The sequence below is a fragment of the Cypionkella sp. PAMC25878 genome, from assembly GCF_058135695.1.
On record NZ_CM176871.1, the window covers coordinates 2,982,989 to 3,008,781 of the forward strand.

At 59.5% G+C, this 25,793-nt stretch carries 27 protein-coding genes and 2 pseudogenes; 13 read left to right on the forward strand and 16 right to left on the reverse strand.

Features of this window, described 5'->3' with window-relative positions:
- Window positions 1–245: 245 nt before the first annotated feature.
- Both ACS5RD_RS14555 and ACS5RD_RS14560 read right to left on the reverse strand, forming a co-directional pair.
- A pseudogene (locus ACS5RD_RS14555) lies at window positions 246–542 on the reverse strand (integrase core domain-containing protein); the annotation flags it as partial.
- Window positions 543–674: 132 nt separating this feature from the next.
- A protein-coding gene (locus ACS5RD_RS14560; protein ID WP_489928019.1) for an IS3 family transposase occupies window positions 675–1,762 on the reverse strand; the annotation gives its coding sequence in 2 pieces (ribosomal slippage) (window positions 675–1,507 and window positions 1,507–1,762; 1,089 coding nt in all).
- On the opposite strand from ACS5RD_RS14560, the pseudogene ACS5RD_RS14565 reads away from it, so the two are divergent.
- A pseudogene (locus ACS5RD_RS14565) lies at window positions 1,670–2,568 on the forward strand (IS5 family transposase). The gene ACS5RD_RS14560 and the pseudogene ACS5RD_RS14565 sit on opposite strands and share 93 nt — an antisense overlap.
- 480 nt (window positions 2,569–3,048) lie before the next feature.
- On the opposite strand, the gene ACS5RD_RS14570 reads toward ACS5RD_RS14565, so the two are convergent.
- From ACS5RD_RS14570 to ACS5RD_RS14600, 7 genes are all read right to left on the reverse strand, one after another.
- Window positions 3,049–3,276: a hypothetical protein gene (locus tag ACS5RD_RS14570; protein WP_489928020.1), complete on the reverse strand. Its 228-nt coding sequence runs from the start codon at window positions 3,274–3,276 to the stop codon at window positions 3,049–3,051.
- Window positions 3,277–3,402: 126 nt separating this feature from the next.
- Window positions 3,403–3,570 (reverse strand): helix-turn-helix transcriptional regulator, encoded by a 168-nt coding sequence (locus tag ACS5RD_RS14575; protein ID WP_489928021.1) that lies wholly within the window; start codon window positions 3,568–3,570, stop codon window positions 3,403–3,405.
- A gap of 94 nt (window positions 3,571–3,664) precedes the next feature.
- Window positions 3,665–4,422, reverse strand: a protein-coding gene (locus ACS5RD_RS14580) for an IS5 family transposase (protein ID WP_489927796.1) whose coding sequence is annotated in 2 segments (ribosomal slippage) — window positions 3,665–4,104 and window positions 4,104–4,422 — 759 coding nt in all. Because the reading frame shifts where the segments join, the coding sequence is not laid out codon by codon here.
- A gap of 188 nt (window positions 4,423–4,610) precedes the next feature.
- On the reverse strand, window positions 4,611–5,801 hold the full coding sequence (locus ACS5RD_RS14585) for a site-specific integrase (RefSeq protein ID WP_489928022.1): 1,191 nt from the start codon (window positions 5,799–5,801) through the stop codon (window positions 4,611–4,613).
- 231 nt (window positions 5,802–6,032) lie between these two features.
- On the reverse strand, window positions 6,033–6,287 hold the full coding sequence (locus ACS5RD_RS14590) for a tyrosine-type recombinase/integrase (RefSeq protein WP_489928023.1): 255 nt from the start codon (window positions 6,285–6,287) through the stop codon (window positions 6,033–6,035).
- 18 nt (window positions 6,288–6,305) lie between these two features.
- Window positions 6,306–6,641, reverse strand: a complete 336-nt coding sequence (locus tag ACS5RD_RS14595) for a hypothetical protein (RefSeq protein WP_489928024.1) — start codon at window positions 6,639–6,641, stop codon at window positions 6,306–6,308.
- Window positions 6,642–6,665: 24 nt separating this feature from the next.
- Window positions 6,666–7,127 carry a hypothetical protein gene (locus tag ACS5RD_RS14600; RefSeq protein WP_489928025.1) on the reverse strand — a complete coding sequence of 154 codons (462 nt, stop codon included), beginning with the start codon at window positions 7,125–7,127 and terminating at the stop codon, window positions 6,666–6,668.
- A 97-nt stretch (window positions 7,128–7,224) separates the two neighbouring features.
- On the opposite strand from ACS5RD_RS14600, the gene dusA reads away from it, so the two are divergent.
- The gene (gene dusA / locus ACS5RD_RS14605; protein WP_489928026.1) at window positions 7,225–8,235 is read left to right on the forward strand and encodes a tRNA dihydrouridine(20/20a) synthase DusA; all 1,011 of its coding nucleotides are present in this window, start codon (window positions 7,225–7,227) and stop codon (window positions 8,233–8,235) included.
- Here the strand turns inward: dusA and ACS5RD_RS14610 are convergent.
- The gene (locus ACS5RD_RS14610; protein WP_489928027.1) at window positions 8,211–9,410 is read right to left on the reverse strand and encodes a multidrug effflux MFS transporter; all 1,200 of its coding nucleotides are present in this window, start codon (window positions 9,408–9,410) and stop codon (window positions 8,211–8,213) included. The genes dusA and ACS5RD_RS14610 overlap by 25 nt on opposite strands.
- A gap of 134 nt (window positions 9,411–9,544) precedes the next feature.
- On the opposite strand from ACS5RD_RS14610, the gene ACS5RD_RS14615 reads away from it, so the two are divergent.
- Window positions 9,545–10,363 (forward strand): sulfite exporter TauE/SafE family protein, encoded by an 819-nt coding sequence (locus ACS5RD_RS14615; RefSeq protein WP_489928028.1) that lies wholly within the window; start codon window positions 9,545–9,547, stop codon window positions 10,361–10,363.
- A gap of 290 nt (window positions 10,364–10,653) precedes the next feature.
- The gene (locus tag ACS5RD_RS14620; RefSeq protein WP_489928029.1) at window positions 10,654–12,651 is read left to right on the forward strand and encodes a hypothetical protein; all 1,998 of its coding nucleotides are present in this window, start codon (window positions 10,654–10,656) and stop codon (window positions 12,649–12,651) included.
- 7 nt (window positions 12,652–12,658) lie between these two features.
- On the opposite strand, the gene ACS5RD_RS14625 is transcribed toward ACS5RD_RS14620, so the two are convergent.
- The 6 genes from ACS5RD_RS14625 to ccmI all read right to left on the reverse strand — a co-directional run bounded on the left by ACS5RD_RS14625 (window position 12,659) and on the right by ccmI (window position 17,297).
- Entirely contained in the window at window positions 12,659–13,552 is an 894-nt protein-coding gene (locus tag ACS5RD_RS14625) for a T6SS effector amidase Tae4 family protein (RefSeq protein ID WP_489928030.1), read from the reverse strand.
- A 78-nt stretch (window positions 13,553–13,630) separates the two neighbouring features.
- Window positions 13,631–14,641 carry a hypothetical protein gene (locus tag ACS5RD_RS14630; protein ID WP_489928031.1) on the reverse strand — a complete coding sequence of 337 codons (1,011 nt, stop codon included), beginning with the start codon at window positions 14,639–14,641 and terminating at the stop codon, window positions 13,631–13,633.
- 104 nt (window positions 14,642–14,745) lie between these two features.
- Window positions 14,746–15,264 (reverse strand): transferrin-binding protein-like solute binding protein, encoded by a 519-nt coding sequence (locus ACS5RD_RS14635; protein ID WP_156317749.1) that lies wholly within the window; start codon window positions 15,262–15,264, stop codon window positions 14,746–14,748.
- Between the two features lie 93 nt (window positions 15,265–15,357).
- A complete protein-coding gene (locus ACS5RD_RS14640; RefSeq protein WP_054008556.1) occupies window positions 15,358–15,600 on the reverse strand; it encodes a DUF1289 domain-containing protein in 243 nt (80 codons plus the stop codon).
- The gene (ruvX, locus tag ACS5RD_RS14645; protein ID WP_054008557.1) at window positions 15,601–16,098 is read right to left on the reverse strand and encodes a Holliday junction resolvase RuvX; all 498 of its coding nucleotides are present in this window, start codon (window positions 16,096–16,098) and stop codon (window positions 15,601–15,603) included.
- Window positions 16,095–17,297, reverse strand: a complete 1,203-nt coding sequence (gene ccmI, locus ACS5RD_RS14650) for a c-type cytochrome biogenesis protein CcmI (RefSeq protein ID WP_489928032.1) — start codon at window positions 17,295–17,297, stop codon at window positions 16,095–16,097. The genes ruvX and ccmI overlap by 4 nt, the downstream gene beginning before the upstream one ends.
- Window positions 17,298–17,487: 190 nt before the next feature.
- Between ccmI and ACS5RD_RS14655 the strand changes: the two genes are divergently transcribed.
- The 9 genes from ACS5RD_RS14655 (at window position 17,488) to ACS5RD_RS14695 (ending at window position 25,789) form a co-directional block, all read left to right on the forward strand.
- Window positions 17,488–18,735: a sarcosine oxidase subunit beta family protein gene (locus tag ACS5RD_RS14655; RefSeq protein WP_489928033.1), complete on the forward strand. Its 1,248-nt coding sequence runs from the start codon at window positions 17,488–17,490 to the stop codon at window positions 18,733–18,735.
- Window positions 18,736–18,817: 82 nt separating this feature from the next.
- Window positions 18,818–19,192, forward strand: coding sequence for a hypothetical protein (locus ACS5RD_RS14660; protein ID WP_489928034.1), 375 nt, complete (start codon window positions 18,818–18,820; stop codon window positions 19,190–19,192).
- A 126-nt stretch (window positions 19,193–19,318) separates the two neighbouring features.
- Window positions 19,319–19,642 (forward strand): sarcosine oxidase subunit delta, encoded by a 324-nt coding sequence (locus ACS5RD_RS14665; protein ID WP_054008561.1) that lies wholly within the window; start codon window positions 19,319–19,321, stop codon window positions 19,640–19,642.
- Window positions 19,639–22,647 (forward strand): sarcosine oxidase subunit alpha family protein, encoded by a 3,009-nt coding sequence (locus ACS5RD_RS14670; protein ID WP_489928035.1) that lies wholly within the window; start codon window positions 19,639–19,641, stop codon window positions 22,645–22,647. Before ACS5RD_RS14665 ends, ACS5RD_RS14670 begins: the two co-directional genes overlap by 4 nt.
- Entirely contained in the window at window positions 22,640–23,191 is a 552-nt protein-coding gene (locus ACS5RD_RS14675) for a sarcosine oxidase subunit gamma (protein ID WP_489928036.1), read from the forward strand. Before ACS5RD_RS14670 ends, ACS5RD_RS14675 begins: the two co-directional genes overlap by 8 nt.
- Before the next feature lie 79 nt (window positions 23,192–23,270).
- Complete coding sequence (locus ACS5RD_RS14680; RefSeq protein ID WP_489928037.1) at window positions 23,271–23,684, forward strand: hypothetical protein; 414 nt, start codon at window positions 23,271–23,273, stop codon at window positions 23,682–23,684.
- A 44-nt stretch (window positions 23,685–23,728) separates the two neighbouring features.
- Entirely contained in the window at window positions 23,729–24,190 is a 462-nt protein-coding gene (locus ACS5RD_RS14685) for a hypothetical protein (RefSeq protein WP_489928038.1), read from the forward strand.
- Between the two features lie 82 nt (window positions 24,191–24,272).
- Entirely contained in the window at window positions 24,273–24,872 is a 600-nt protein-coding gene (locus tag ACS5RD_RS14690) for a superoxide dismutase (RefSeq protein ID WP_054008566.1), read from the forward strand.
- 71 nt (window positions 24,873–24,943) lie between these two features.
- Window positions 24,944–25,789, forward strand: a complete 846-nt coding sequence (locus ACS5RD_RS14695; RefSeq protein WP_489928039.1) for a metallophosphoesterase — start codon at window positions 24,944–24,946, stop codon at window positions 25,787–25,789.
- The last annotated feature ends 4 nt before the right edge of the window (window positions 25,790–25,793 follow it).

The window sequence follows — 25,793 nt, forward strand, 5'->3', positions numbered from 1 at the left end:
CTCAGATGAGAAAAGGCTTAAACGCATCATACATTCCGCACATGGTTTTCTGTAGCGTAGAGCAGTAAATGGACCTCACAACGAAACTAAATTTAGCGAGCATTCCATTTGCGGGTTAATTCAATCAGCCGTTCGTCTTGTCGCAACATAGGCATAGCTGTGCCAATCCTTGTCAACGTAGCGTCGATTTCATAAGGCCGTGCCCTGGTAATCCCCCCATTTTTAGCGGGGTGCATCCTTAGAACTTACGCGGCCATTTTCAGTTTCGGGGCGGGTGTGATGCCGCCGATGCCCCGTTGCCCGGCAATGGTTTGCTTGCAAACCATGAAAGGGATGTTCGGGCGGTCGTTGTTGTAAGTCCAGAGCCATTGCGTGGCGAAGTCTTGTGCCTCCTCGATGCTTTCGATGATATATTGATCCAGCCATTCATGCCTGACGGTGCGGTTGTAGCGCTCGATGTAGGCGTTCTGCTGGGGTTGGCCCGGCTGGATGTGCTGGATGGCAACCCCTTGTTTCTCAGCCCATTTCATCAGCTTTTCGCTAGGGTTTGTTGACGTTTGAGGATTCCCAAATTAGTTTCTGAGTGATTCAAGGTTGCCAAATGGGAGGCAACCTTGATCCGCACCGCTTTGACCGGTAATCCCCCCATTTTTAACGGGGTGCATCCGTAGAACTTACGCGGCCATTTTCAGTTTCTGGGCGGGTGTGATGCCGCCGATGCCCATGTTCGGGCGGTCGTTGTTGTATGTCCATAGCCATTGTGTGGCGTGATCCTGTGCCTCCTCGATGGTTTCGATGATGTATTGGTCGAGCCATTCATGCCGGACGGTGCGGTTGTATCGCTCGATGTAGGCGTTCTGCTGCGGCTGGCCGGGTTGGATGTGCTGGATCGTGATGCCCTGTCTCTCAGCCCAGATCAGCAGCTTGCCACTGATGTATTCCGGGCCGTTGTCGACCCTTATGGTGCCGGGTTTGCCGCGCCATTCGATGATCCGGTCCAGGCTCCGGATGACCCTTTCGGCGGGTAGCGAGAAGTCAACCTCGATACCCAGCCCCTCGCGGTTGAAGTCATCCAGCACGTTCAGCAGCCGAAACGCACGGCCATCACCGAGGCGATCTGCCATGAAGTCCATGGACCAGGTCATGTTGGGTGCCTCGGGCACAGCAAGCACATCAGGTTTGTCCCGCTTCAGCCGCTTGCGGGGCTTGATCCGCAGGTTCAGTTCCAAGGCGCAATAGATCCGATAGACGCGTTTGTGGTTCCACGGATGGCCCTTCACGTTGCGCAGATGCAGAAAGCACAGCCCAAAGCCCCAGGTCTTGCGGGCGTCGGTCAGACCCACCAGAAGGTCGGCGATCTCTTCGTTCTCGGCTTTTAACTTCGGGCCATAGCGATAGCAGGTCTCGCTGACCCCGAAGGCCCGGCAGGCCAGCGCAATGCTTGCCCCGCGTCGCGCCACCGCTTTCTCGGCCATCTCGCGGCGTTGAGATGGCCGCGTCATTTTTTTCCGAGAGCCTCTTTCAGCAGGTCGGCTTGCATGCTCAGGTCCGCATACATCCGCTTCAGCCGGCGGTTCTCGTCCTCGATGGCCTTCATCTGGCTGATCAGCGACGCATCCATGCCGCCATACTTCGCCCGCCACTTGTAGAACGACGCATTGCTCATGCCATGCTCGCGGCACAGCTCTGCCACCGGCACACCGCCTTCGGCCTGACGCAGGATCGCAAGAATCTGCGCCTCAGTGTATCTGCTTGTCTTCATTCAGAATCTCCTCGTTCATCTTGGCGAGAAAATTCTACTTATGCAGCCCCTTACTTTCGGGGGGGATTACCGACCGACGCCCAATGGGAAACCATCGCCCCGCACTGTCTTGGCCGGGAATGTGATCCCGGTCGCACGGGGCCTGATCCGCGCCTTTTTGTCGAGGCCGTTCTCTGGATCGCGCGCACCGGCTGCCCTTGGCGCGACCTGCCCGAGGATTTCGGGAAGTGGAACTCAGTCTTCAAACGGTTCCGCAGATGGGTGAAGGCCGACGCATTCTATCGTATGTTCAGGATGTTGGCCGAAGATGCCGACTTCGAATACGCCATGATCGACGGCAGTATCGTCAAGGTCCACCGCCACGGTCAGGGCGCAAAAGGGGGACTCAGAGCCAGGCCATCGGACGTTCTCGCGGCGGCATAACCACCAAGATCATGGCCCTGACCGACGCACTCGGCAACATGATCAACTTCCGCTTGCTGCCCGGACAGGCGCACGACCTGCGTGGCACCGCAGCCCTGATCGAAGGGCTGTCCTGCGGCCAGTTCCTCGCGGATCGCGCCTTCGACGCCAACTGGCTGCGCGATGCGCTGACCGGCGCAGGGATCGAAGCAGTCATACCCCCTAAATGCAACCGCCGCTTCCCGGCGGAGTTCGACCGCCACACCGACACATGGCGGCACCTGATCGAGAATTTCTTCGGAAAACTAAAGGAATACAGAGGCATCGCCATACGCTGCTGCAAAACAGACGAAAGCTTCAGCGCGTTCATCTCCCTCGCGGCAACAGTGATGCGCACAAGATGAACATCAACAGACCCTAGCAGGAAGGCGCGGAAATCGACGGTGACGCCGGGGTTGTTCGGCGCGCGGTTCTCAGGGTCCAGAAAGTACCATTCTGCGCCATATTCGCCTGTATGGGCTGAGAAGGCGGAACCGGCATTGCGGCGGACGGCGAGTTGCAGGCCGTTTAGTTCCAAAATGCTGTCGCTGTTGATTTTGATGGCTTGCGTCTTGGCATCAGCAAGGGCGGCGCGGAAGTCAGGGGAAATATCGGTTTGGATTGTGAACTTCAGGCCATCAAAGCCGGAGTGCAGAACTGTCATTTACGCTCAACTACGCGTTCGTATCCGTGGAGGGGGGTGTTACAAGACCCCCCTTTAGTCAGCGGAATTTTGCGGTTGGAAAGCAAGGGCGCGCTTACGCGCTTTGAAGGTGCCTCCGGCGGGGCAGCTTTTGTTTTGGGGCCGGGCGCAGACGCCCGGCATTGGATGTTTCGCATCGCAGTCATTTGGTGGCGCGGGCAGAAATTTGACGGCTGATCCAGATTTCGGCGCGCTCAAGGCACTTGCCGACGTTCAGCAGGTCGGTGTGGAAAAACCCCGAAGTGGCTTTCCATTCACCTTCGTTGGTTTTGTAGGAGCGGGAGACTTCGACGGAATGGAAGCCGTCATTGTCCCAAATGGTTGCGGTGATAAGACCGAGTTTGATCTTGTGGGCGGGTTGGTTGCTCATGCTGCGTTCCTGATTTGAATGTTGATAAATGAAGGGGCGCGAAGTCATTTACCTCACGCCCCGTTTGAAGACCTTCCGGCCCCAAAATCCCGCTTCGTGCTGCCAACTCAAAGCGGGCAAAAATGGTTAGTTGCTGGCGCTGGTGCTGTTGCGGCGGCGGGCGTTGGTCCAGTCCAGCAAGCCGCGGCGGCGATAGCGGATTGAGCGACCCGATTTGCAGAACTTCGGGCCAAAGCCCGTGACGCGCCATTTCTGAATGGTGCGCACACTTTGGCACAGGAAGTTCGCGGCCATTGATTCATCAATGAGGCCATCGAGATAGTCGGTTGCGGGGGAGGTGTTGGCAGTGTGGCTTTGGGTCTGAGTTAGGGTCCAGACTCATTGATCGTCAAAGCCAGAACAAGACGGTTGCGGCGAGAGCGACGGCGGAGAGGAAGACTTTTGGGCATCTGTCGTAACGTGTTGCCACCCGCCGCCAGTCTTTGAGACGGCCAAACATGATCTCAATCCGATTGCGGCGTTTGTATCGGCGTTTATCGTATTTGACAGGCTTCGCGCGTGACTTCCGGCCGGGGATGCAAGGCGTGATCCCCTTGTTTTTCAGGGCGTCTCGGAACCAGTCGGCGTCATAACCCCGGTCAGCCAGCAGCCACGTCGCTTTGGGTAAGCTGCCCAGTAAGGCCGCAGCGCCGGTGTAATCGCTGACCTGACCTGCGGTCATGAAGAAGCGGATCGGTCGGCCGTTTTCGTCAGTGACGGCATGCAGTTTGGTATTCATGCCACCTTTGGTCCGGCCAATCAGACGACCGCGCCCCCCTTTTTCACCCCAAGGCTTGAAGCCGTGCGGTGCGCCTTGAGATAGGTCGCGTCGATCATCACCGTCTTCGGGACCGCCGCCTCGGAGGCCAACCCTTCCATCATCCGGGCAAAGACGCCCATGTCGCCCCATCGCTTCCAACGGTTGTAAAGCGTCTTCGCCGGGCCGTATTCCTTCGGCGCGTCAGACCAACGCAAGCCATTGCGATTGATGAAGATAATGCCGCTCAAGACCCGACGATCATCGACACGCGGCACCCCGTGGCTCTTGGGAAAGAAGGGTTTAAGTCGAGCCATCTGCTCGTCCGTCAGCCAGTAAAGGTTGCTCATTGCTCAGTCTCCTTGCGGAGCCTGAATCACGGCTGCGTTGCAAAATCAATAGGTCCTGACCCTAGGGTCGCGCGTGCGCGGTATATGCGGATATCAGCCGATATTGAGGGTATTCGTGCAGGTATTGCAGTTGAGTTTTGGCGGCAAATTCGCGCAAATTCTTACATATTTGTGCCTATTCGCGCGAACTACTGCGAAACCACGCGAAGTCGCGCAACCCCAGACGGCCCCATGCCAAGCGCCGAGTTCAAACGTGCTGCGTTCTCCTCTGCGGCACGCCGCACAGGATCATCGGCAAGGTGGGCATAGCGCATGGTCGTCTGCAACTGCGTATGCCCAAGCAAGCGCCCGACCATCTGAATAGGCATCCCAGAGGATACCGCGTTTGAGGCGTAGGTGTGGCGCAGATCGTGGATGCGGACATTGTCCAAACCCGCCAAGGCGCGGATACGCCGCCAAGGGTGCTGCAAGTCGCTGGCATAGCGGCCCGCGACCTTGCCTGCGATGATATAGGGATTGTCTGGCAACCGGGGCAGCGAGGCGATCACCGCGCGGGCGGCATGGGGCAGGGGGATACGCCGCGCGCCTGTCTTGGTATCGGGCAACTCCATTCCGGCATCGGTCAGGAAGGCCCATTGCAGGGTTTGAATCTCGCTAAGGCGGCATCCGGTCAACAGCAGCAGGCGAAACGCCGCAACGACAAAGGGCGTCTCCGAGCCATCGCGTTCAACTTCGGCCAAGACAGCCCCAAGGCTTTGTAGCTCGTGCTGACTTAGATAGCGTTCGCGCTTGTGTTCGCGATACTTCGGCACATGGCGGCAGGGATTTGAGCAATCAGGCCGCAAGCCCCAGACTTCGGCAAGATTGAACATCTTCGACAAGACGCCAAGTGTCCGGTTGGCCTGATAGGGCTTGTGGCGGAATTTGTGGTGCAGATCGGCAATGTCTTTGCGTTCCACATCCACCACTTTGAAACTGCCCATCGCCGGGGCGATAAACAGGTCAATCGCGCGGCGATATTCGCCCTGTTTGCTGGGCTTGCAGCGTTCCAGCACATGCGCCTCATAGAAGCGTTCGCAGAGGGCGGCGAGGTTCGGCGCGCGGCGATGCTGGGCTATTTCCTCAATCGGGTTCTCGCCCTTGGAAACTTCGCCCATCAATTCCTTAGCCTTGGCCCGCGCTATCTCTGCGGTGATGTTGCCATGCCGCCCAATCGCCGCGCGCCGGGTGCGTCCACCCTTGCGGTATTGAATTTGATAGGTCTTGGCCCCAGAGGGCAGCACGCGGATGCCAAAGCCCTTAATCTCGCTGTCCCAGACAAAGTAGCCTTCGGCTTTGGGTTCCAGCAACTCAACGCTGCGTTTGGTCAGTTTCGGCATGGCGCGGTCCCCATATTGGCCTGCATCCGTGGAAGCACAGTGGAAGCAAACGACAGAAAATCATGGCGCAATGGGTAGAAACTGGGCGCGGCTCACGTCAAGAAATAATGTTTATTATCAATAAGATAGGGTAGATAGGCGCGCTCCGGCGTAGCCCGTGGAACTGGCCTAGACCTCTCTCATAACCTGAAGGTCGAAGTATCCTACTGCAAGGATCTAGATACACATCCGCTACCCCTCCAGCCGCTCCCACCATCCCCATCCATCGAACTTATCGCCTGAACCCCGCAGGTGGACATACCTCTGCAGGGATTGCCAACTCCGATGTCCCGATACGGCAGCAGTTTCGGGGATCGTCCTACCCATCTCGAACAGCCGCGAGACCCCGTCGTGGCGCAGATCGTGAAAGTGCAGGTCCTCGATCTCGGGGAACTTGCATGCATGGGTAAAGCGACGGCTGACCGTATCCGAGTTGTACGGGAACACCCGACCCGTCCGTTTTGTCTAGAGGTTCATTACGCGCAGGGCCTCGGGTGTCACCTCACAATATACGTCGTTGCCCTTTTTTTGGCCCGGATGCTTCATATCACGAACAAGCTGCCGCATCGCCGCTTTGTCGAAATCTTCCCACGTGATCCGGTTGATTTCATCTTGTCTGCGGGTCGAGAAGATAGCGAACGTCATGACCCTGTGCATCGGCAGGCTGCCTGTATCACGGATACCGGTTTCCGTGAAATGTGCCATCAGGCTGTCGATTTCCAGCAGGGTAGGGCGGCGATCTCTTGATTTGGATTTCGTTGCAAGACCCAGATGCCGGGCTGCGGCTACGCCATCTTCCACGGCGGCCCGGTCAAGGTCGTAACCTCAGGCCGTCCGTGCGATCGAAAGGGCCGCGCTAAGATGACTGAGGTAGTTCTGGACCGTGGATGGGTCCCGTTCGCCGCGTCGCAGGGTGCCGGCGAAGTCCACGATGTCCTTGCTGCGCAGATCCTGACAGGGAATTTCGGCGATCATGTATTCTGCCCGGATCGACCGAAGAACTTGCGTCTTGGTGCGCCCCATGGAAGTTCCCATCTCGGTGAGGTAGTCTTTGAGAATGTCTCCGACCGACCCTGTCTTGCGTTGAACTGCTTCCAACCCGCCCGGGGAATGAAGTTCCCGTTCGCGACTCTTGAGCCAGGCTTCGGCTGTCGAGCGCCGATCGAAGGTGGAGGATTCCTGATGGACGATGCGACTGTTGGACTTGATAAGGATCTGCGCCCGAAAGGCGACACTTCCATCCGCACGCGTCCGTTCTACGATTGTACCCATTTTCCGGTAGTCCAAGATGTGTTTTTTGGTAGTCCTTGGACTACCGTTTGCGATCTATCGGCCCAAATACGCCATAACAACGCCAAATCCGACCTTCCGAGATCTAGCACATATGACTGAAAATTCAATAAAAACAAGTATTTCAATGGCGCACCGCTTGTCGGTCGCGCCGATGATGGATTGGTCTGACCGACATTGTCGATACTTCCACCGCCAGATGACCCGCCGCGCGATGCTGTATACCGAGATGGTGACGGCTGCTGCCATCCTGCATGGCCCAAAAGATCGCCTGCTGGATTTCAGCGCCGCGGAACATCCGATTGCGCTGCAAATTGGTGGCTCTGATCCGCGGGAACTGGCTGAGGCAACGCGGATCGCGGGCGCTTGGGGCTATGACGAGATCAATCTGAACGTCGGCTGCCCGTCAGACCGGGTGCAATCCGGTTGCTTTGGCGCGGTGCTGATGGAGCGCCCGACGCTGGTCGCGGAATGTGTCGCGGCGATGATCGCTGAGGCGAATGTGCCTGTGACGGTGAAATGCCGGATTGGTGTGGATGAGCAAGACCCCGAAGCCGTGCTGCCGGACTTTCTGGAAAAAGTCTCAGGCGCGGGGGCGAGCCATTTTATCATCCACGCCCGCAAGGCTTGGCTGAAGGGGCTGTCGCCGAAAGAAAACCGTGAGATTCCGCCGCTGAATTATGATCTGGTGCTGCGGATGAAAGCGGCCTTCCCGCAGCTGACGATCTGCATCAATGGTGGGATCACCTCGCTAACGCAAGCGAAAACTCTGCTGGATCAGGGGATTGATGGCGTGATGCTGGGGCGCGCGGCTTACCACGATCCGGCTTCTGTGCTGGTGGGGGCCGATGCTTTGTGGGGTGATGCTTCGGGCGTGGATGCCTTTGGCGCGGTTGAGGCCATGCGGCCCTACATCCTCGACCACATTGCGACAGGTGGGCGTCTGCATCAGATCACCCGGCATATGTTGGGGCTGTTCACCGGGCGACCCGGCGCGCGCGGTTGGCGCCGGGTGTTGTCGGAACGCGCCAACAAACCCGGCGCGGGGTTGGATGTTTTAGACGCCGCTTTGGGTGAACTTCAGGCTGCTGCCACCGCCGCGTGACGTGGGATCAGCCGCGACAGCACCAAGGCAATCACGCCACACAAAGCAACCGCGCCCAGCATCGGCACCACGGTGCCATCCATGAACGGCCCGGTTGCCGCCACCAGAACGCCAGCCGCGACCATCTGCATGGTGCCGCCCAAGGATGCCGCCAAGCCCGCATGCTCGCCTTGTTCCTCTAGCGCCAAAACCTGTGCGGTCGGCAACACGACGCCGAGGAACATGTTTGCCAAAAACAGCCCGGCGATGGTGACGTAGAGGTTGGCAAAGCCCAGCAAAGCCAGCGCGAACAGGCCGAAGGTGGCAAGTGCAAACCCGGTCGTGGCCCGCACGATCATCCTTTTTGCGCCAACCCGGCGGCTGATGGTGGCGGCGAATTGCGACGCCGCGAAGAAGCCGAAGGCGTTGATGGCGAAGGCAAATGAGAACTGCGTCGGGCTGAGGCCAAATTGCCCGGTGTAGACAAACGAGGCCGAAGCGATGAAGACAAAGAAGCTGGCGAAAGCAAAGCCTGCAAGGAAGGTCATCGCCAGAAAACTCCGGTCGCTGAACAACACACCCAGACCTTTGCGCATGGTAATCAGGTCAAAGCGTTGGCGGTTTTCGGGCGGCAGAGTTTCATCCACCATGAAATAGATCATGAAAAAGCTGAGGCTGGCCGCCAGAAGCAGTGCCCAGAACACCAATCGCCATGTGCCAAACGTCAGCAGCGCTGAGCCGGACAGTGGGGCGAGCAAAGGCGAGATTGCGATGACGATCATGATGGTGGACATCATGCGTGTGGCGTCGGCTCCGGTGGCGAGATCGCGGATCATCGCGCGCAGCACCACCATATTGGCCGCCCCGCCGATGCCTTGGATGAAGCGGCCGAAGATCAGAATTTCAACTGTGGGCGCCACTGCGCAGATCACCGTGCCCACCATGAACAGCGCCAGCCCCGCATACATCGGCGGCTTGCGGCCCGCTTGGTCTGCCCACGGACCGTAGACCAGTTGGGCCACGCCAAAGGCCAGAAAATACGCCACAATCGTCCATTGCACCGCCTGCATCGTGGTCGCCAGATCATCTTGGATCTTCGGCATCGCGGGCAGGTACATGTCAATCGCGAACGGGCCGACAGCGGCGACAAGGCCAAGGATCAGCGAGTAGCGCATTAGCGATACGGATTTTGGCATGGAAACCTCAAATGTCGGACAATGGGCGAGGTTTAGCTTGGATTGGGGGGGAGGGAAAGGTCTGAACGGCTGGTATGCGCCGACAAGTCGGGCTAAGTCTTGGGCTATGTTTCGTATCCGAAAGAGGAGCTGTCATGCCCGAAATTTCCACGCTCTTGCCGATGGTGGCGTTGCTTTTCGTGATCGGCGGGGTGGCTGGGGTGGTGGCGGGATTGCTGGGGGTGGGCGGCGGTATCGTGCTGGTGCCGGCGTTTTTCTATGCCTTCAGTCATCTCGGCTATGACGGGCCGCAACTGATGCAGATTTGTGTGGCGACCTCGCTTGCGACGATTGTGGTGACCTCGCCGCGCTCGGTTGCGTCGCACCATAAGAAGGGCGCGGTGGATTGGCAGATGCTGCGGGATTGGGCACCGTTTATTGTCGGCGGTGCCTTGGCGGGGACGTTGGTGGCGGCTTTGGTGAAGTCGGTGGTGTTGCAGGTGGTGTTCGGGGTGCTGGCGGGGCTGGCGGGGCTTTATATGGCGTTTGGCAAGCCTAGCTGGCGGTTGGGCACGCAGCTTCCGGGGCAGCCTACGCGCGGGATCATGGCCTCGGTGCTGGCGTTTTGTTCGGCGATGATGGGGATCGGGGGCGGCACGTTTGGGGTGCCGTTGATGAGCCTTTATGGCGTGCCGATCCACCGAGCTGTCGCCACGGCGGCGGGGTTGGGGGTGTTGATTGCGACGCCTTCGGTGCTGGGATTTTTGTTCGTGCCGATTGAAAACGCGCCGCCTTATACGGTTGGGGCGGTCAATCTGCCGGCGTTTTTGGTGGTGATTGGCTCGACCATGCTGACCACGCCGTGGGGGGTGAAGCTGGCGCATGCGATGGATCCGAAACCGCTGAAACGGGCGTTTGCGGTGTTTATCACTTTGGTGGCACTCAATATGCTGCGCAAGGTTGTGGGCTGGTAGGGGCCGTTTGTCCACGCGTGGACAGGTTTAGGGCCGTTATGAATCAAGGGCTTGTAGTGTCGGGTTAACGGATCATTAACATATGCAACCTTAGGTTGTTATGTTAAACTGGATACAGTCGCGCAGAATGGCCATGCCAACTGCGCGAAATTGCCCAAGTTTGACCACGAAGTTCAGCCACATCTTCCCGAGGATGATCCCGGCCCTGCGGCCGAGGTCATCCTGCGTGGCATGGGCTGGGGGGCCTTGTGCCAAGCGTTTGGGCGGATGTGTTCAGAAGGCTGCTTGGCATGGGACTTACGGCTGCAACGGCGACAAGCGGCATTGCGATGATCAACATCGTGATGAAGGCGGCTGACGGCTCGGGCGGGACGTGGCAGGACCCGGTGCAAATCATCCCGCAAGACATGTATGGCAACCCTGAGCAATTCGTCGCTGGTATCAAGGCAGCGCTGCCGCTGGTGAACAATCTGCGGGTGCAGTTCAACGAATTTTCCTTCAACGCGGATGGCTCGCTGAACCCGCAGATGGAGCGGTTTCTCGCGGCGGCCACGGCGGCGGGCTATCAGCTGACCATGGTTTACGCCGGCGGCGATGCGCAGAATATCGGGCGCGGCATCGAGGGTTGGCCTGCGCTGAGCAACGCTGAAGCCTATGCGGCGCTGCAAGCCAATTACAGTGATGTGTCCGGGGCTTGGAGCAAAATGCTCGACTGGATGGATCAGCATAAATCGGTCGAGGATTCGGTTTATGGCTGGGAGCTGATGAACGAATCCGCAGGCTACAAACATTCGGTGCGCGCGAATGGCACGCAGGGTGATCTAGATAAGGCGGATTTCGTCAAGCTGTACGCCGATCATGCGATTGCGCTGACCGAACTGATTGAAGCGCGGGCGGCGGGCAAGATATTGGTCGGCGGTTGGGGCTATAACGGCGATTTTCTGACGCTGGCGGGCACGATGATTGGCGGGGTTTCGGCACTGGACTATCTGCGCGCCGGGGTGGGCGAAAATCTGGTGTGGTCGTCGCATCTCTATCCGGGCTGGATGGGCACGCATCTGCCGACCACCAGTGCCGAACTTTCAGCCTTGCTGGATACGCTGTTTGCGTCGGTCGCGGGCGATGCGGTGCTGATCACCGAGACCAATGCCGATGGTAAGGTTGATGATCCGGGATCGCTGTTGAATGAGGACGATCTCGCGGCCGCGAGTTATGAATGGTTTGCCGCGCATGGCATGGGGGTGGGTTGGTATCCGGGGCTGCAAACTGGGGCCTCTAGCCTGATGGTGATCAATGCCGATGGGTCCCTGACCGCGCGGCATCAACATTCCTTGGCCCATGCGATGGATGCGTTTTCACTGGGGCAGCACGGCACTGCGGCTCAGGCGGCGGGGGAAGTTGTGGGCGTTAGCCTGACCAAAATGACCCTGCGCAATGAGGCCTATGAGGTTGCTGCTGGCGAGGCGGGCACGGATGCGGCGCAATATGCGGGCTTTGGCTTTGGTTATGGCGGCAATGATACGATCAATGGGCGCGCGATCTCGAATGATTTCCTCTATGGCGGCACCGGCAATGATCAGCTTTCGGGGTTTGCGGGCGATGATTTTCTGTTTGGGCAGGATGGATCGGATCACCTGATCGGTGGCGCGGGAATTGATGCGCTGTTTGGCGGGCGCGGCAATGATCGGCTGGATGGTGGCATGGGGCGCGATCAGCTGTATGGCGGTGTCGGCAATGATACCTATGTCGTGGATCAGACGGCGGATTCTGTGCGCGAACTGGTCGGCGAGGGCGTGGATACGGTGCTGAGCACGGCGCGGGTGTATTCGTTGAGCCGTCCGGGTTTGGAGGCGCAGACTCAGGTCGAGCATCTGACGTTTATCGGGGTCGGGGATTTTACCGGGACTGGTAACGGGCTGGCCAATCGGCTGACCGGAGGGGCGGGCAACGACCAGTTGTTCGGGCTGGATGGCCAAGACAGCCTGATCGGTGGCGCGGGCAATGATCGGCTGGATGGCGGCGCGGGACGGGATTTTCTGACCGGGGGGGCGGGGGCGGATCAGTTTTTGTTCGCGAAAACCTCTGGCGCGGATCGGGTGATGGATTTCGAGGATAATGTCGACGTGCTGGTGCTGAGCGGCTTTGTCGGGGTCAGCACGGCCACGCAGGCTTTGAGCCATGCGTTGCAGTATGGCGCGAATGTGGTGTTCAACTTTGGCGAGGGCGATGTGCTGACCGTGCTGAACACCACCAAGGCGGCGCTGATGGATGATCTTTTGGTCAGCTAGGCGCTGACTAGCGTCTGCGCCGGGGCGGCGGGGCCGGCATGGCGAGGGTCATTTTGGTGGCCAGCGCGGGCAGGGTGTTGTTGATGCTGCCGGTCATATGGCCGGGCTCGGCGTCGAGGACATAGGTTTCGGTGGTCTCGCCATCGGCAGAAGGCTCCCATTGGATCGAGAGGCCGGGGCGGGCATCGTTCAGCGTCACCACGCCCTGCATCATCGCCCCCCGCACCGGTTGGGTCAGGATATTGGCGGGGCGGGTGGTGGTGTAGAACACCACATATTGGTCGGAGATGTAGTAGAAATAGGGGTCGGTGATGGTTTCGATCTGCCACCAGCCGACGGCCCAAGCGGGCATAGGCTCGCGCGCATCGTCGCCCGTGCATTGCCAGAAGACGATGCGGGGGACGCCGAAGATGCCGCGCTCGGACATGCCCGCGCCATTGGAACCGGGGGCGCCGTTCTGGATGATATGCTCGCCGTTCCAGAGTTCGGTGTGCAGGCCGTAGCCGTTGTCGCGGAAGGTGATGATGCCGGAGCGGCCAGCAAGGCGGGCTTTGATGGCGTGGATGTCGCCATGGGCGGGGCCGGAATAGACCGTATCGCCGCGGCCGTAGCGGTTTGTGAGATAGGTTTCCAACTCATCGACAGCGCCGAGATAGTAGTTCTGGCCCAGTCTGGCGCAGGGGCGGCGATAGCTGCGGGCGGGGATTTTGTGTTCGGCCCCGGCGAGGTTCAGCGCCTCGGAAATCTGGAAGCAACAGGGGGTGTTGCGCGGCCCGGTGTTGCCGACGTTCAGCGCATCCATGTAGTCTCCGATGTGTTTCGGCAGGCGGTTGTAGGTGGGATAACCGGCGCGCAGGGTGGCGAAATCCAGCGGGATCTGCCCGAGGGTGGGAATTGGCATGGCAACCTCATATCGCTGAAAACGGCTTGGAAATATGAGGAAAGGCTGGGCCGATCCGCGAGTCGTGTCAACCTTGGGTCAGAAGTCGATCAGGGCCACATCGAGATCGACCGAAACCCCATCATAGGCCGGAATGGTGGATTGGCGCTGGCTGAGCCGGAGGCTGGCTTCGGCGTGGCTGGTCAGCTTGCGGCTGAGGCCGATGGAGAAAACCTCATCCCGGCGGGGATGGTCAAAAATCGTGCCGCCCGCCTCGAGGCCGTAGCCTGCGAATAGCGTGGTCGAGACGCCCGCGATGGGGCGGGTGAGCGCGGCAGAGCTGCCGAACAGGCGGGTGTTGTAGCCGGGGATGCGTTCGCTTGCGTCGATGCGCAGGGTGAGCGCGCCCAAGCCTGCCTTGGCGGTGATCAGCTGCAAGCTGAGGCTGGTTTTGTCGTAGTCCTTGCGTTGGGATGTCTGCACGGTGGCGCGGGCTTCGTGGAAACCAAAGCGCGAGGCGAAGACTTTGCTGATGCCGATGGAGGCAAAGCGTTCGCGCTCGGGTGCATTGTCACGCTGGCTGAAGGTGTCGCCGAGGCAAATCTCGGCCCAACTGGTACGGCCCAAATATTGCGCGCCGCACGCCGAGAGACCCGCGTTCAGAACATCAAGGCCATAGTCGAAGGAATGCGCTTGTGTGCCGTAAGCCGTCAAATCCAGCGTGCGACCGGGGGCTATGGCAAAGCGGACGGTCAGGCTGGCTTCGCCACCAAACACCATCCCGGCTTTGGCGCGCGCATCGGGGTCTTCGTTGTGAAACAGGATATCGCCGATGTAGTAACCATCGCCCGGCGCGCCAGAGTTGATATTGCCATCATAGGCGACAATCGGGCGTAGATTGGCGCGGTAGGACAGCATCACCGGCGGCGCAGCTTTGGTCTGCTGCATGGCTTGGCCGTATTGCAGCCTTGCCACGAAATCATCCGCGCCTTGGGGTTTTTCGATTTGCAGCGCAAACAACATCAGGCGGGGGGCGCCGGAGTCGAGGGCTGCCTGCCAGTTGGTGGCGGGTGTTTGTGCGGCAAGCGGTAGCGGCGCTGCGGCGATCATGCCGCCGCAAATAGCCGCCCGCAACTGTCTGAAAAACAGCGAGTGTCTCACATTGATCCTGACCGCGACAGCCCTGCCCGCAGGCATTGGCTGGGCCAAAGCTGCTATTGTTTGATCGCAATCAAGGATGTTGTTGGCGAGCCGACGAATGTCACGCTGCCATCAATAGCATCGGCATTTGTGCCTTTGAACGTGCCGTCAATGTCGGCGCCAGTATAAATAGTATTTCCAGTATTGCGGGAGGTCAGCACACCTGTGGTTCGAACATCGAATTGCGATCCATAGATGTTACCCGTACCTCTCAGGCTGCCATCATACGCGACGCTGCCTTGTGCGGCTTTGGCTTTGATATTTGAGACCGTACCATCAATTTGATTGGTTGCAAAATTAGCGTCCAGACGGACATCCGAGGTGAGCGTCAGATTACCGCCGAGGCTTGGTTCATAATCGGTTTGCGAAGTTTTGCCTTTATAGGTGGCTTTGCCACTCGTCGGCATAGTGGCGGTGACGGGCAGGGCGCGGACTTGTGCGGCACTGAGCGAACCTGAACCTCCGCCACTGCTGGTACAAGCAGACATTGCAAGCACGGCTGTGAGGGCGGCGTATTTTCCGAAGGGCAGCATTTTCACTCCAATTTAAGAATCGTTAACATGTGTTACCTGACCACAGTGCAGCGGTAACGGCAATGTGATAATCATAAGATATTACTTGCTTATTTAGGTGTTTTGATCTGAGCCCGACAGCCGGGCCATGCGGCCACCGCGTCGCTTGGTCAACGTGGCCGCGCGGGAGGGCAGGTCGGTCATGATGGCTGTGCGCTCGGGCGCGGACAGGCGGGACCAGCTTGCGATCTCATCTATGCTGCGGAAACAGCCGACGCAGATGCGGGCCTCGGGGTGGACGACGCAGAGCTTGACGCAGGGGCTTTGAACTTCTTCGCGTTTCCAGACTTCGTCCATTCAGGTCTCATCCTGTTGAGGTGGCGGCGTGCGGCCCATATAGGCCAGCCGATCCAGCGCACCTTGTAGAATATAGCCCGCTGCGACTTGATCGATCACCTCGCGGCGACGCTTTCGAGACGTATCCGCCTCTATCAGCGCGCGCTCTGCCGCAACGGTGGACAGGCGTTCATCCCAGAAGGTGATCGGCAGCTCGGTCAGCTTTATCAGGTTGCGGGCGAAGGCGCGGGTGGATTGCACGCGCGGGCCTTCGGAGCCGTCCATGTTGAGGGGCAGGCCGAGGATGATGCCTGCGATGTTGCGCTCGGTCAGGATCGCCAGCAGGGCGCTCGCGTCTTCGGTGAATTTGGTGCGGCGGATAACGTGGATTGGGGTTGAAACGCTTCGGCGCAGGTCGGAAACCGCGATGCCGATGGTTTTGTCGCCAAGGTCGAGGCCGCAGATGGCACGGCCCTGCGGCAGGCTTGCGGCGAAGTCGGTGATGTCGGTCAGGATCATGGCGTGACCCCGGCGGTGGAGGCAGCGGCTTCGATTGTCCCCAAAGCGGCGTCATCGGCTTGGAACACGGTCAGCGCCTTGTCATAGGCGGCTTTGGCGCGGGTCTTCTCACCAATCACCCCCAGCGAGGTGATCAGCTTGGCCCAGTCTTCCACCGGGCCGCCATCGGTGGTCAGGCGGGTTTCAAGCTGGCCGACCATGCCTCTGATCATGTCTTGGCGATCTGCCGCCGACATCTCGCCTGCGTTGGCGACATCTTCCGCTGTCGGGCCCTTGTTGGCGGGGAGTTGGTATTTGATGCCAGCGGCGTCGGCGGTGTCTTGCAACATGCCTTGAATGGGCGCGATCCAAGGGGCGGTCGCGGGGCCTTCGCGCAGCAGGGGTTCCCACAGAGCAAAAGCCCGGTCGGGGCGGCCGATTTCGGCGAACATCAGGCCCGAGAAATAGCGGGCGAGCGGGTTTGTGGGGTCAAGCTCCAGCGCGCGGATCAGGTGTTTTTCAGCTTCAGGCGTCACAAGGCCCCCTGCGGCGAAGATCATGGTTTGCGCTAGGCCTGCATGATCATTGGCACTGGCTTTGTCGCCGATCAGGCTGAGCAGGTGTTCTTGCGCCTTACGGGCGGCGATGTAATTACCAAGCTGGGCTTCGTTTTTTGCCAGCAGGGCGAGGCCTTGTTGATCATCCGGGCGGGCTGAGACAGCGGTGCGGAGCTTTTCCATCAGGGCTACGAATTCGGCATCGGGCTTTGGCGTGGCTGCGGGGGCTGCGGCCTCGGCTGTGGTTTGGCTCGGGCGGTCGCGGTAGGCCTGATCAGCCATGGCGAGGCGGTCGGTCAAGGGCAGATCGCCATAGCCGGGGGCGCCGATGCGGTCATAGGTGTAAAGCGCTGCAACAGCCGCTAGGATCAGGGCGAGGGCAGTGGGCCAGAGTTTGCCGTGGCTGTTAGCGGCGGGGATTTGCCGCGCACGGTCAGCATCCAGCAGGCGGCGCGAGACTTCGGTTTTCACCCGCTCGGCCTCTGGGGCTGAGATCACCGCGCGGGCAAGGTCGCGGTCGACCTCGGCCAGCTGATCGCGGTAGACTTTCAGAGCGGCGTCAGTGTCGCTGCTGGCATCGCCGCGACGGTAGGCTTGTAGCAGGATCACCCCCACGCCAACCGTGAGGGCTGTCACCGCTGCCCAGAAAAACCAATCCTGCATCATCCGCCCCTTACTCACTGGCCCCGATGTAGGCGGTTTGGCAGCCCCGCAAAAGGGGGGATTCTGCCGCAGGCCGGGGCGTCGGTCTGAAATCACCACCTATGTCGTAATTTTCCCGATTGTGCCGCTGGTGGTGCGGGATACAAACAGGGATCACGCGATAAGCGGCGGAAGATATGAGGGCCAGCCCATGAAACGCTATTCGGTTTTCGCCATCGCCAAACAGGCGCTGAATTATCACTTGGGCTGGGAGCGTGCTTGGGCCGCACCTGCGCCGAAAAAGCACTATGATGTGATCATCGTGGGCGCAGGCGGGCATGGTCTGGCGACCGCCTATTACCTTGGCAAGAATTTCGGCATCACCAATGTGGCGATCATCGAAAAGGGCTGGCTGGGCGGTGGCAACACTGGGCGGAACACCACGATCATCCGCTCGAACTACCTGCAAGACCCCTCGGCTGCGATCTATGAAAAGGCGCGTAGCCTCTATGAGACGATGTCGCAGGATCTGAACTATAACGTGATGTTTAGCCCGCGTGGCCTGCTGATGCTGGGGCAAACCCATCACGAGGTGCGGGGGTATCTGCGCACGGTGCACGCCAACAACATGCAGGGTGTCGCGACCGAGTGGATTTCGCCGCAGCGCGTTAAAGAACTGGTGCCGATCATCAATATCGACGGGCCGCGTTATCCGATTTTGGGCGCGTTGTATCAGGCGCGCGGCGGTACGGCGCGGCATGATGCGGTCGCTTGGGGCTATGCGCGGGCCTGCTCGGATATGGGCATGGATATCATCCAGCAATGCGAAGTTAAGGGTGTGACTTCCGAAGCTGGCGTTGTGACTGGTGTGGAGACCACGAAGGGCTACATCGGCTGCAAAAAGCTGGGCGTGGTGGTGGCGGGCCATTCGGGGCAAGTTGCTGAAATGGCGGGCTTCCGGCTGCCGATCGAGGCCGTGGCACTGCAAGCCATGGTGTCCGAGCCGATCAAGCCCTGCATGGATGTGGTGGTGATGGCCAACACCGTGCATGGCTATATGTCGCAATCCGACAAGGGTGAGATGGTTATCGGCGGTGGCACCGATGGGTTCAACAACTTCACCCAGCGCGGGTCTTTCCACCACATCGAGGAAACCCTGCGGGCGCTGATTGAGACGTTCCCGATGATCTCGCGGCTGAAAATGCTGCGGCAATGGGGTGGGATTGTCGATATGACTGGGGACCGCTCGCCGATCATCTCGAAAACGCCGCTGGGGAATTGCTTTATCAACTGCGGTTGGGGGACGGGCGGGTTTAAGGCGATTCCGGGCTCGGGCTGGGCGATGGCCGAACTGATGGCGAAAGGCGAACCGGGGGCTTTGGCCGAGGCGTTCAACATGTGGCGCTTCAAGGAAGGACAGTTCATTGATGAAAGCGTTGCGGCTGGGGTGGCGCATTGATGTTGGGTTTTGCACCCCAATGGAACCAAAGCGCCCTTAGCGGCGTTTCCTTGGCAGATACATTCTGCAAGGAGACTTCATCATGGCTGAAGAATATCGCACACCACCCGAGCGCGACATCCGTATCACCGAGCCTAAACCGGCCAGCAATCTTGGCTTCATCGTCGGTGGCTTGGTCGTCGCAGTGGCTTTGCTTTTGTGGTTCGTCTTTGGCGACAGCAATATGGGCGCGAAAAACACCGGTGACACCAACAACGTCACGGTTGAAACGCCTGTCACGCCAGCCCCGGCTGATCCGGTCGCGCCTGCGCCCGCTGATCCCGTCACGCCAGCTCCGGCTGATCCGGTCGCTCCGGCACCTGCCGATCCGGTCACTCCCGCGCCTGCTGACCCTGTCACGCCTGCGCCCGCTGACCCGGCACCTGCCACGCCTCCAGCAGCCCCTGCTAACCCGTAACACTGCGGGCCTGCGGGCCTACACTGCTAACCTCATTTTGGGCGGACACCGTGCGGTGTCCGCCCTTTTTTCGTATCCGCAGATGGCTCCGGCTGCTGCGCCCAAATTGCCAACAGGGATGACGCTATGCTGATTCTGGAATGTCCGTATTGCGGCGTCAAAGCCGAAGAAACCGAACTGACACCGGGCTATGAGGCGCATCTCAAGCGCTTTGGTCCCGGTTCGTCGGATACCGAGTTTGAAGATTACATGTTTGCGCGCAAGAACCCCAAGGGGGTGCATTTTGAGCGCTGGCGGCATGTTTATGGCTGCGGCAAGTGGTTTTTGGCGGCGCGGGATACCAATACTTTGGAGGTGTTTGGCACCTATCCGGCGCAGTCTTCGGCTCCGCCTGCTGATTTGCAAGACAAGATTAAGGCCAAGCGGCCGGACTGGAAGGGTTACAAATGAGCACCCGTCTCTCAAAAGGTGGCCGGCTGATCGACCGCTCGGCACCGCAGGAATTTTCGTTCAACGGTAAGAAGTTGCGCGGACTTGCAGGCGATACTCTGGCCGCCGCGCTGCTCGCCAATGACCAGATGCTGCTGGGCCGCAGTTTCAAATATCACCGCCCGCGTGGGTTGGTGGCGGCGGGGCCGGAAGAACCCAATGCGATTGTCGGGCTTGGTCGTGACGGGCGGTTTGAGCCGAACCAGCGCGTCACCACGACGGAACTGTTTGATGGGCTGGAAGCGGCGAGCCAGAACCACTGGCCGACGCTGGAATTTGACGTGGGGGTGATCAACAACACCCTGTCGCGGTTCCTGCCGGGTGGCTTCTACTACAAAACCTTCATGTGGCCGCGCGCGGCGTGGAAGCATGTGTTTGAGCCGATCATCCGCCGCTCGGCGGGGCTTGGCAAGGCTCCGACCGCGCGCGACGCCGACCGCTATGAATACACCTACAGCTTCTGCGATGTGCTGATTTTGGGCGGCGGTATTGCGGGCTTGCAGGCGGCTTTGGTCGCGGGCGCTTCGGGTGCGCGGGTTATGCTGCTGGAACAATCGGCGCATTGGGGCGGGCGGGCGCCTGTCGATGGCGATGTGATTGAGGGAAAACCGGCTGAGGTTTGGATTAACTCTGCCGTGCAAACCCTTGCCGCACTTGAGAATGTGGCGATGCGGCTGCGCACCATGGGCGCAGGGGTGTATGATCACGGCTATGTGCTGGCGGAAGAAAAGATCGCCGATACCACGCCGGGTGACGGGCGGCCGAAGCATCGGTTGTGGCGTATTCGGGCGGCGCAGATTGTGACAGCGACCGGGGCGATTGAGCGGCCGTTGTCGTTTGCAGGCAACGATATTCCCGGTGTGATGCTGGCGGGATCGGTGCGCGATTATGTGGTGAATTACGCGGTGTCTCCGGGCGACCGGACAGTGGTTGTCACCAACAATGACGATGCTTACCGCACAGCGATTGCGCTGGTGCAGGCGGGGCTGGCAGTGCCCTGCATCGTGGATGCGCGGGCTTCGGTGACCGGGGATCTGCCTGCGAAAGCCCGTGCTATGGGAATTCGCGTTGAAACGGGTAAAGCGATTGCCAAGGTCAAGGGCGGCAAGCGTGTCACTGGGGTTTCGCTCTGCGTGCAAGCGGGCGAAGGCGCTGTTCTGGAAGAGATTTCCTGCGACGCGGTGGCGATGTCGGGCGGCTGGTCTCCGGTCGTGCATCTGTGGAGCCATTGCGGTGGTAAGCTGATCTGGGACAAGACCCATGCGCATTTCCGCCCTGACGCAAGCCGTCCGCCGACCGGGCAGGATGGATTGGCGATGGTGGTGCCTGTCGGCAATGCCAATGGCGCGATGACGGCGGCGGAGGCTTTGGTTTGCGGCGCTAAAGGTGGCGCGGCGGCGGCTGAGGCGGCTGGATTTAAGGCAGAGGCCAAGGCTGCCGTGGCCGAGGCTGCACCTGAAGCGGATATGGAAGCGGTCTGGATCATGCCGCAGGGCGCGGGTCCGGCGCTGAAGGCCAAGATGTGGCTGGATTATCAGAACGATGTGAAAGTCTCCGACGTGCAGCTTGCGGCGCGGGAGGGTTATACTTCGGTCGAACACACCAAGCGCTACACCACTTTGGGCATGGCGACGGATCAAGGTAAACTGAGCAATATCAATGGTCTGGCTGTGCTTGCTGATGCGTTGCATGAAGAAATTCCGCAGGTTGGTACCACCACCTTCCGCCCGCCCTATGCGCCTGTGACTTTGGGCGCTTTGGCTGGCGAGTCGCGTGGCGATATCTTCCAGCCGCTTCGCAAGACGCCGATGCATGCATGGCATGAGAAGAACCACGCGTATTTTGAACCTGTCGGGTTGTGGCGCAGGCCCTATACTTTCCCGCGTGCGGGTGAGAACCACGAGCAGGCGGTGCATCGTGAGGTGCTGAATACGCGGACCAATCTGGGGCTGCTGGATGCCTCGACGCTTGGCAAGATCATCGTCAAGGGGCCGGATGCGGGGCGGTTCTTGGACATGCTTTATACCGGCGTGATGAGCACTTTGCCGGTTGGCAAATGCCGTTATGGGCTGATGTGTTCCGAGCAAGGTTTCTTGTCAGACGACGGCGTTGTGGCGCGGATTGATGAGGATACTTGGCTTTGCCACACCACATCCGGCGGCGCGGATCGCATCCATGCCTGGATGGAAGATTGGCTGCAATGCGAATGGTGGGATTGGCAGGTCTATACCGCCAATGTCACCGAGCAACTGGCTCAGGTGGCGGTTGTTGGACCTAACGCGCGGAAAGTGCTGGAGAAATTGGGCGGGATGGATGTGTCCAAGGAAACATTGCCGTTCATGCAATGGGCCGATGGCACCTTGGGCGGCTTTCCTGCACGGGTGTACAGGATCAGCTTTTCGGGCGAATTGTCCTATGAAGTCGCGGTTCCGGCGAGCATGGGATTGGCGTTCTGGGAAGCTTTGCACGCAGCGGGCGCGGAGTTTGGCGCGATGGTCTATGGCACCGAAGCGCTGCATATCATGCGGGCCGAGAAGGGCTTTATCATGATCGGCGATGAGACGGATGGCACCATTATTCCGCAGGATTTGAACTTGGGCTGGGCGATCTCGAAGAAGAAGGCTGACTTCTTGGGCAAGCGCGGGCAGGAGCGGAATTATCTGGCGAGCCCCGATCGTTGGAAGCTGGCGGGGTTTGAGACTCTGGACGGCTCGGTCATTCAGGACGGAGCTTATATTCCGTCGGCGGGCAAGAATGCTAATGGGCAGGGCAATACGCAGGGGCGCGTCACTTCGACCTACTTCTCGCCGACCTTGAAGAAGGGCATTGCGATGGGGTTGATCAAGGGCGGCATGGATCGTTTGGGCGATGTGGTGGAGTTTACTACGATCACCGGCGGGGTTGTGAAGGCCAAGGTGGTTGATCCAGTGTTCTATGATAAAGACGGGGAGAAAAATAATGTCTAATGCAGTCAGTGCTTTGGGCCATGCCTCGTTCGATGGATTCGCGAAAGTGCGCGAGATTGGCCCGATTGGGATGATCTCGCTGCGCGCCAAGGCTGATCTGCCGGGGTTGGCGGCGGCGATTAAGGCGGCGGTGGGGACGGGTGTTCCTGCGCAGCGCCAGATTGAGATTGCGGGCGATAAAGCGGCGGGCTGGATGAGCCCGGATGAATATCTGCTGCTGCTGCCTTATGGTGAAACCGATGCGGCGCTAGCGGCGATTGCCGAGGCTTTGCGCGGTCAGCATCATCTGGTGGTAACGCTATCGGATGCGCGCGCGGTGTTTCGGATTGAGGGCGCAAAGGCCGATCAGGTGTTGGCCAAGCTGTCTCCGGTGGATTTCGCAACCTTGGGGTCGAAGGAATTGCGCCGCACAAGGGCGGCACAGGTGGCTGCGGCGTTCTGGAAAGACGGGGACGGCTATACGCTGGTGTGTTTCCGTTCGGTGGCCGCTTACGTCATGGGCCTGCTCAGCCATTCCGCGACTTCGGGCAGCGAGATTTCGTAAGAAATTTCTATCGTTTACGGATTGACGCAAGCTCCGGGCATCGTTGTTATGGCGGCAGGTTTTAACAAGGATGTGCCGGATGCAGTTGTGTTTAAAGGGTTTCGCCCTAAGCTTGGCGATGATTTTGGGCGCGGGTGCTGCCTATGCCAAGCCAGTGATTTACGACTGTAAACCAGAGGCGGGGCGGTCTGATACGGTGTTGCAGCCGGAATATCTGATCTCTTATGACAAGGCCACGGGTGAGGTGTTGATCAATGATCCGATCATCATGGGCACCAGTGGCAAGCCGATCAAAGGCAAACTGCAATCCGACAGCGATGTGCGCAGCGTGTTCGACTGGCAGCTGAAGACCCTAAAAGGCACCAGCGGCAGTGCGTCTTGGCAGTATCGCGCAAAGGTGTTCAAGGCCGATGGTCGGCTGACGCTGACCGTGACTCCGGTGGGCTATGACAATCACTTCTCATCCGAAGGCCGTTGCAGCGTTCAGAAGTGACGATGGCTGGCCCGGCTTTGCTGGTCAGAAAATAATGATATTAATTGGAATTTATCATGCGATCCCATAGATTGGCGCTTGCGACGCTGTTGACGATGGCGGCCACTGGCGCGGTGGCGCAGCCGATGGTCTATGATTGTGCACCCAGTTCCGGCGCCGATGATTCCATCATCCAGTCGCATATTCTGATCGCACATGATCCGGACGCCGGCGCGTTTCTGGTGAATGATGGAGTGATCATGAGCGTTTATGGCGGCCCGATCAAAGGTGTTGTGGCTGCAGAATCCAAGGAATGGGTCACATTCAGCTGGCGTATCGAGCGGATCAAGTTGGGTTCCATACGCTCGAATTTGGACTATCGCATCAAGGTGCACAAACCAGACGGCAGGCTGGCATTCACAGTGATGGCACCCAGCTTCAGCAATCAGATCGACGACGTCGGGCACTGCACGGTAAAGGGCGCGAAGGCCAGCAAAAAGTCGGGCAAGAAGTCGGGCAAGAAATAGCCAAATCGCCCGCTTGCTCTTGACCTTGGCGTTTCAAAGTCACTTATAGAGGGCAACGCACATCTGAACAGGAGTACCTCCGATGGCCTTTACCCTTCCCGATCTTCCCTATGCGCATGACGCTTTGGCTGGCCTTGGCATGTCGAAAGAGACGTTGGAATTCCACCACGATCTGCACCACAAAGCCTATGTTGACAACGGCAACAAGCTGATCGCGGGCACCGAGTGGGAGTCCAAGTCGCTGGAAGACATCGTTAAAGGCACCTATGTGGCGGGTTCTGTCGCGCAGAATGGTATCTTCAACAATGCCAGCCAGCATTGGAATCACAACCTGTTCTGGGAAGTGATGGGGCCTGCGGGCAAGGCGATGCCGGGTGCTTTGGAAAAGGCACTGGTTGAGGCGTTCGGCTCGGTTGCCAAGTTCAAGGAAGATTTCGCAGCGGCGGGTGCGGGCCAGTTCGGTTCGGGCTGGGCGTGGCTGGTGAAAGACAAGGACGGCGCTTTGAAGATCACCAAGACCGAAAACGGCGTCAACCCGCTGTGCTTTGGTCAGACCGCACTGCTCGGCTGTGATGTGTGGGAACATTCCTACTACATCGACTTCCGCAACAAGCGCCCGGCTTACTTGAGCAACTTCCTTGACAAGCTGGTCAACTGGGAAGCGGTTGCGGCCAAGCTGTAATATTTTGCGCCGATGATGTCCTGACCATGATAAGTCGGCGTGGATTTTTGAAAGGCCTGCTGGGGGGAACTTTGGCAGGCTTTTTCATGGGCGGCTATGCGGTGTCCGAGGCGGCTTGGCAGTTGCGGGTGCAAAACTGGGCGGTTGAACCCCCCGGTTGGCGGCGCGGACATCGGTTGCGGATTGTGATGGTGGCGGATTTGCACGCCGCAAGCTTTGGCATGGATGAGCGGCGGGTGGCGCGGGTGGTCGAGATTGCCAATGCACAGGGTGCCGATCTTATTGCGCTGATGGGGGATTATCGCGCGACGCACCGCTTTCAGACCCGCCGTGTGTCGATTGACATGGTGGCCCCGATCTTGGCGGGGCTGCGCGCGCCCTTGGGGGTGTATGCGGTGACGGGCAATCACGATTGGTGGGATGACCGCCAAGCCATCGCGCGCAGGGCGGGGCCCTGCCATACTCAGGTGGCGCTAGAGGCTGCGGGGATACCCGTTTTGGCGAATCGGGCGGTGAAGCTGGGTGCTGTGGGGGCAACGTTCTGGCTGGGCGGCACCGAGAGCCAATCGTGTTTTCAACGCGAAAATCGCCGCGATATCATTGGCATGTCGGATGTGCCGGGGGTGGTGGCGCAGTTGACGGGTGACGATCCTGCGATCCTGCTGGCGCATGAGCCGGATCAATTCGTCACCGTGCCCGACCGGGTGGCGCTGACGCTTTCGGGGCATACCCATGGCGGGCAGGTGCGCTTTGGGCCTTGGGCGCCGGTGGTGCCGTCGCGCTTTGGCCAGCGGTTCGACTATGGGCATTTCCGCGAGGGTGCGCGCGATCTGGTGGTGTCGGGTGGGCTGGGGTGCTCTGGCCTGCCGATACGGCTGGGGGTGCCGCCCGAAATTACCGTGGTGGATTTGTCTTAGGGGC

Excerpts from the sequence above, each read along its gene's own strand:
- ACS5RD_RS14570 (WP_489928020.1), bottom strand. The coding sequence starts at position 3,276 with ATGAGCAACCAACCCGCCCACAAGATCAAACTCGGTCTTATCACCGCA.
- ACS5RD_RS14575 (WP_489928021.1), bottom strand. The coding sequence starts at position 3,570 with ATGGCCGCGAACTTCCTGTGCCAAAGTGTGCGCACCATTCAGAAATGG.
- ACS5RD_RS14585 (WP_489928022.1), bottom strand. The coding sequence starts at position 5,801 with ATGCCGAAACTGACCAAACGCAGCGTTGAGTTGCTGGAACCCAAAGCC.
- dusA (WP_489928026.1), top strand. The coding sequence starts at position 7,225 with ATGACTGAAAATTCAATAAAAACAAGTATTTCAATGGCGCACCGCTTG.
- ACS5RD_RS14610 (WP_489928027.1), bottom strand. The coding sequence starts at position 9,410 with ATGCCAAAATCCGTATCGCTAATGCGCTACTCGCTGATCCTTGGCCTT.
- ACS5RD_RS14615 (WP_489928028.1), top strand. The coding sequence starts at position 9,545 with ATGCCCGAAATTTCCACGCTCTTGCCGATGGTGGCGTTGCTTTTCGTG.
- ACS5RD_RS14620 (WP_489928029.1), top strand. The coding sequence starts at position 10,654 with ATGGGACTTACGGCTGCAACGGCGACAAGCGGCATTGCGATGATCAAC.
- ACS5RD_RS14625 (WP_489928030.1), bottom strand. The coding sequence starts at position 13,552 with ATGCCAATTCCCACCCTCGGGCAGATCCCGCTGGATTTCGCCACCCTG.
- ACS5RD_RS14630 (WP_489928031.1), bottom strand. The coding sequence starts at position 14,641 with ATGATCGCCGCAGCGCCGCTACCGCTTGCCGCACAAACACCCGCCACC.
- ACS5RD_RS14635 (WP_156317749.1), bottom strand. The coding sequence starts at position 15,264 with ATGCTGCCCTTCGGAAAATACGCCGCCCTCACAGCCGTGCTTGCAATG.
- ACS5RD_RS14640 (WP_054008556.1), bottom strand. The coding sequence starts at position 15,600 with ATGGACGAAGTCTGGAAACGCGAAGAAGTTCAAAGCCCCTGCGTCAAG.
- ruvX (WP_054008557.1), bottom strand. The coding sequence starts at position 16,098 with ATGATCCTGACCGACATCACCGACTTCGCCGCAAGCCTGCCGCAGGGC.
- ccmI (WP_489928032.1), bottom strand. The coding sequence starts at position 17,297 with ATGCAGGATTGGTTTTTCTGGGCAGCGGTGACAGCCCTCACGGTTGGC.
- ACS5RD_RS14655 (WP_489928033.1), top strand. The coding sequence starts at position 17,488 with ATGAAACGCTATTCGGTTTTCGCCATCGCCAAACAGGCGCTGAATTAT.
- ACS5RD_RS14660 (WP_489928034.1), top strand. The coding sequence starts at position 18,818 with ATGGCTGAAGAATATCGCACACCACCCGAGCGCGACATCCGTATCACC.
- ACS5RD_RS14665 (WP_054008561.1), top strand. The coding sequence starts at position 19,319 with ATGCTGATTCTGGAATGTCCGTATTGCGGCGTCAAAGCCGAAGAAACC.
- ACS5RD_RS14670 (WP_489928035.1), top strand. The coding sequence starts at position 19,639 with ATGAGCACCCGTCTCTCAAAAGGTGGCCGGCTGATCGACCGCTCGGCA.
- ACS5RD_RS14675 (WP_489928036.1), top strand. The coding sequence starts at position 22,640 with ATGTCTAATGCAGTCAGTGCTTTGGGCCATGCCTCGTTCGATGGATTC.
- ACS5RD_RS14680 (WP_489928037.1), top strand. The coding sequence starts at position 23,271 with ATGCAGTTGTGTTTAAAGGGTTTCGCCCTAAGCTTGGCGATGATTTTG.
- ACS5RD_RS14690 (WP_054008566.1), top strand. The coding sequence starts at position 24,273 with ATGGCCTTTACCCTTCCCGATCTTCCCTATGCGCATGACGCTTTGGCT.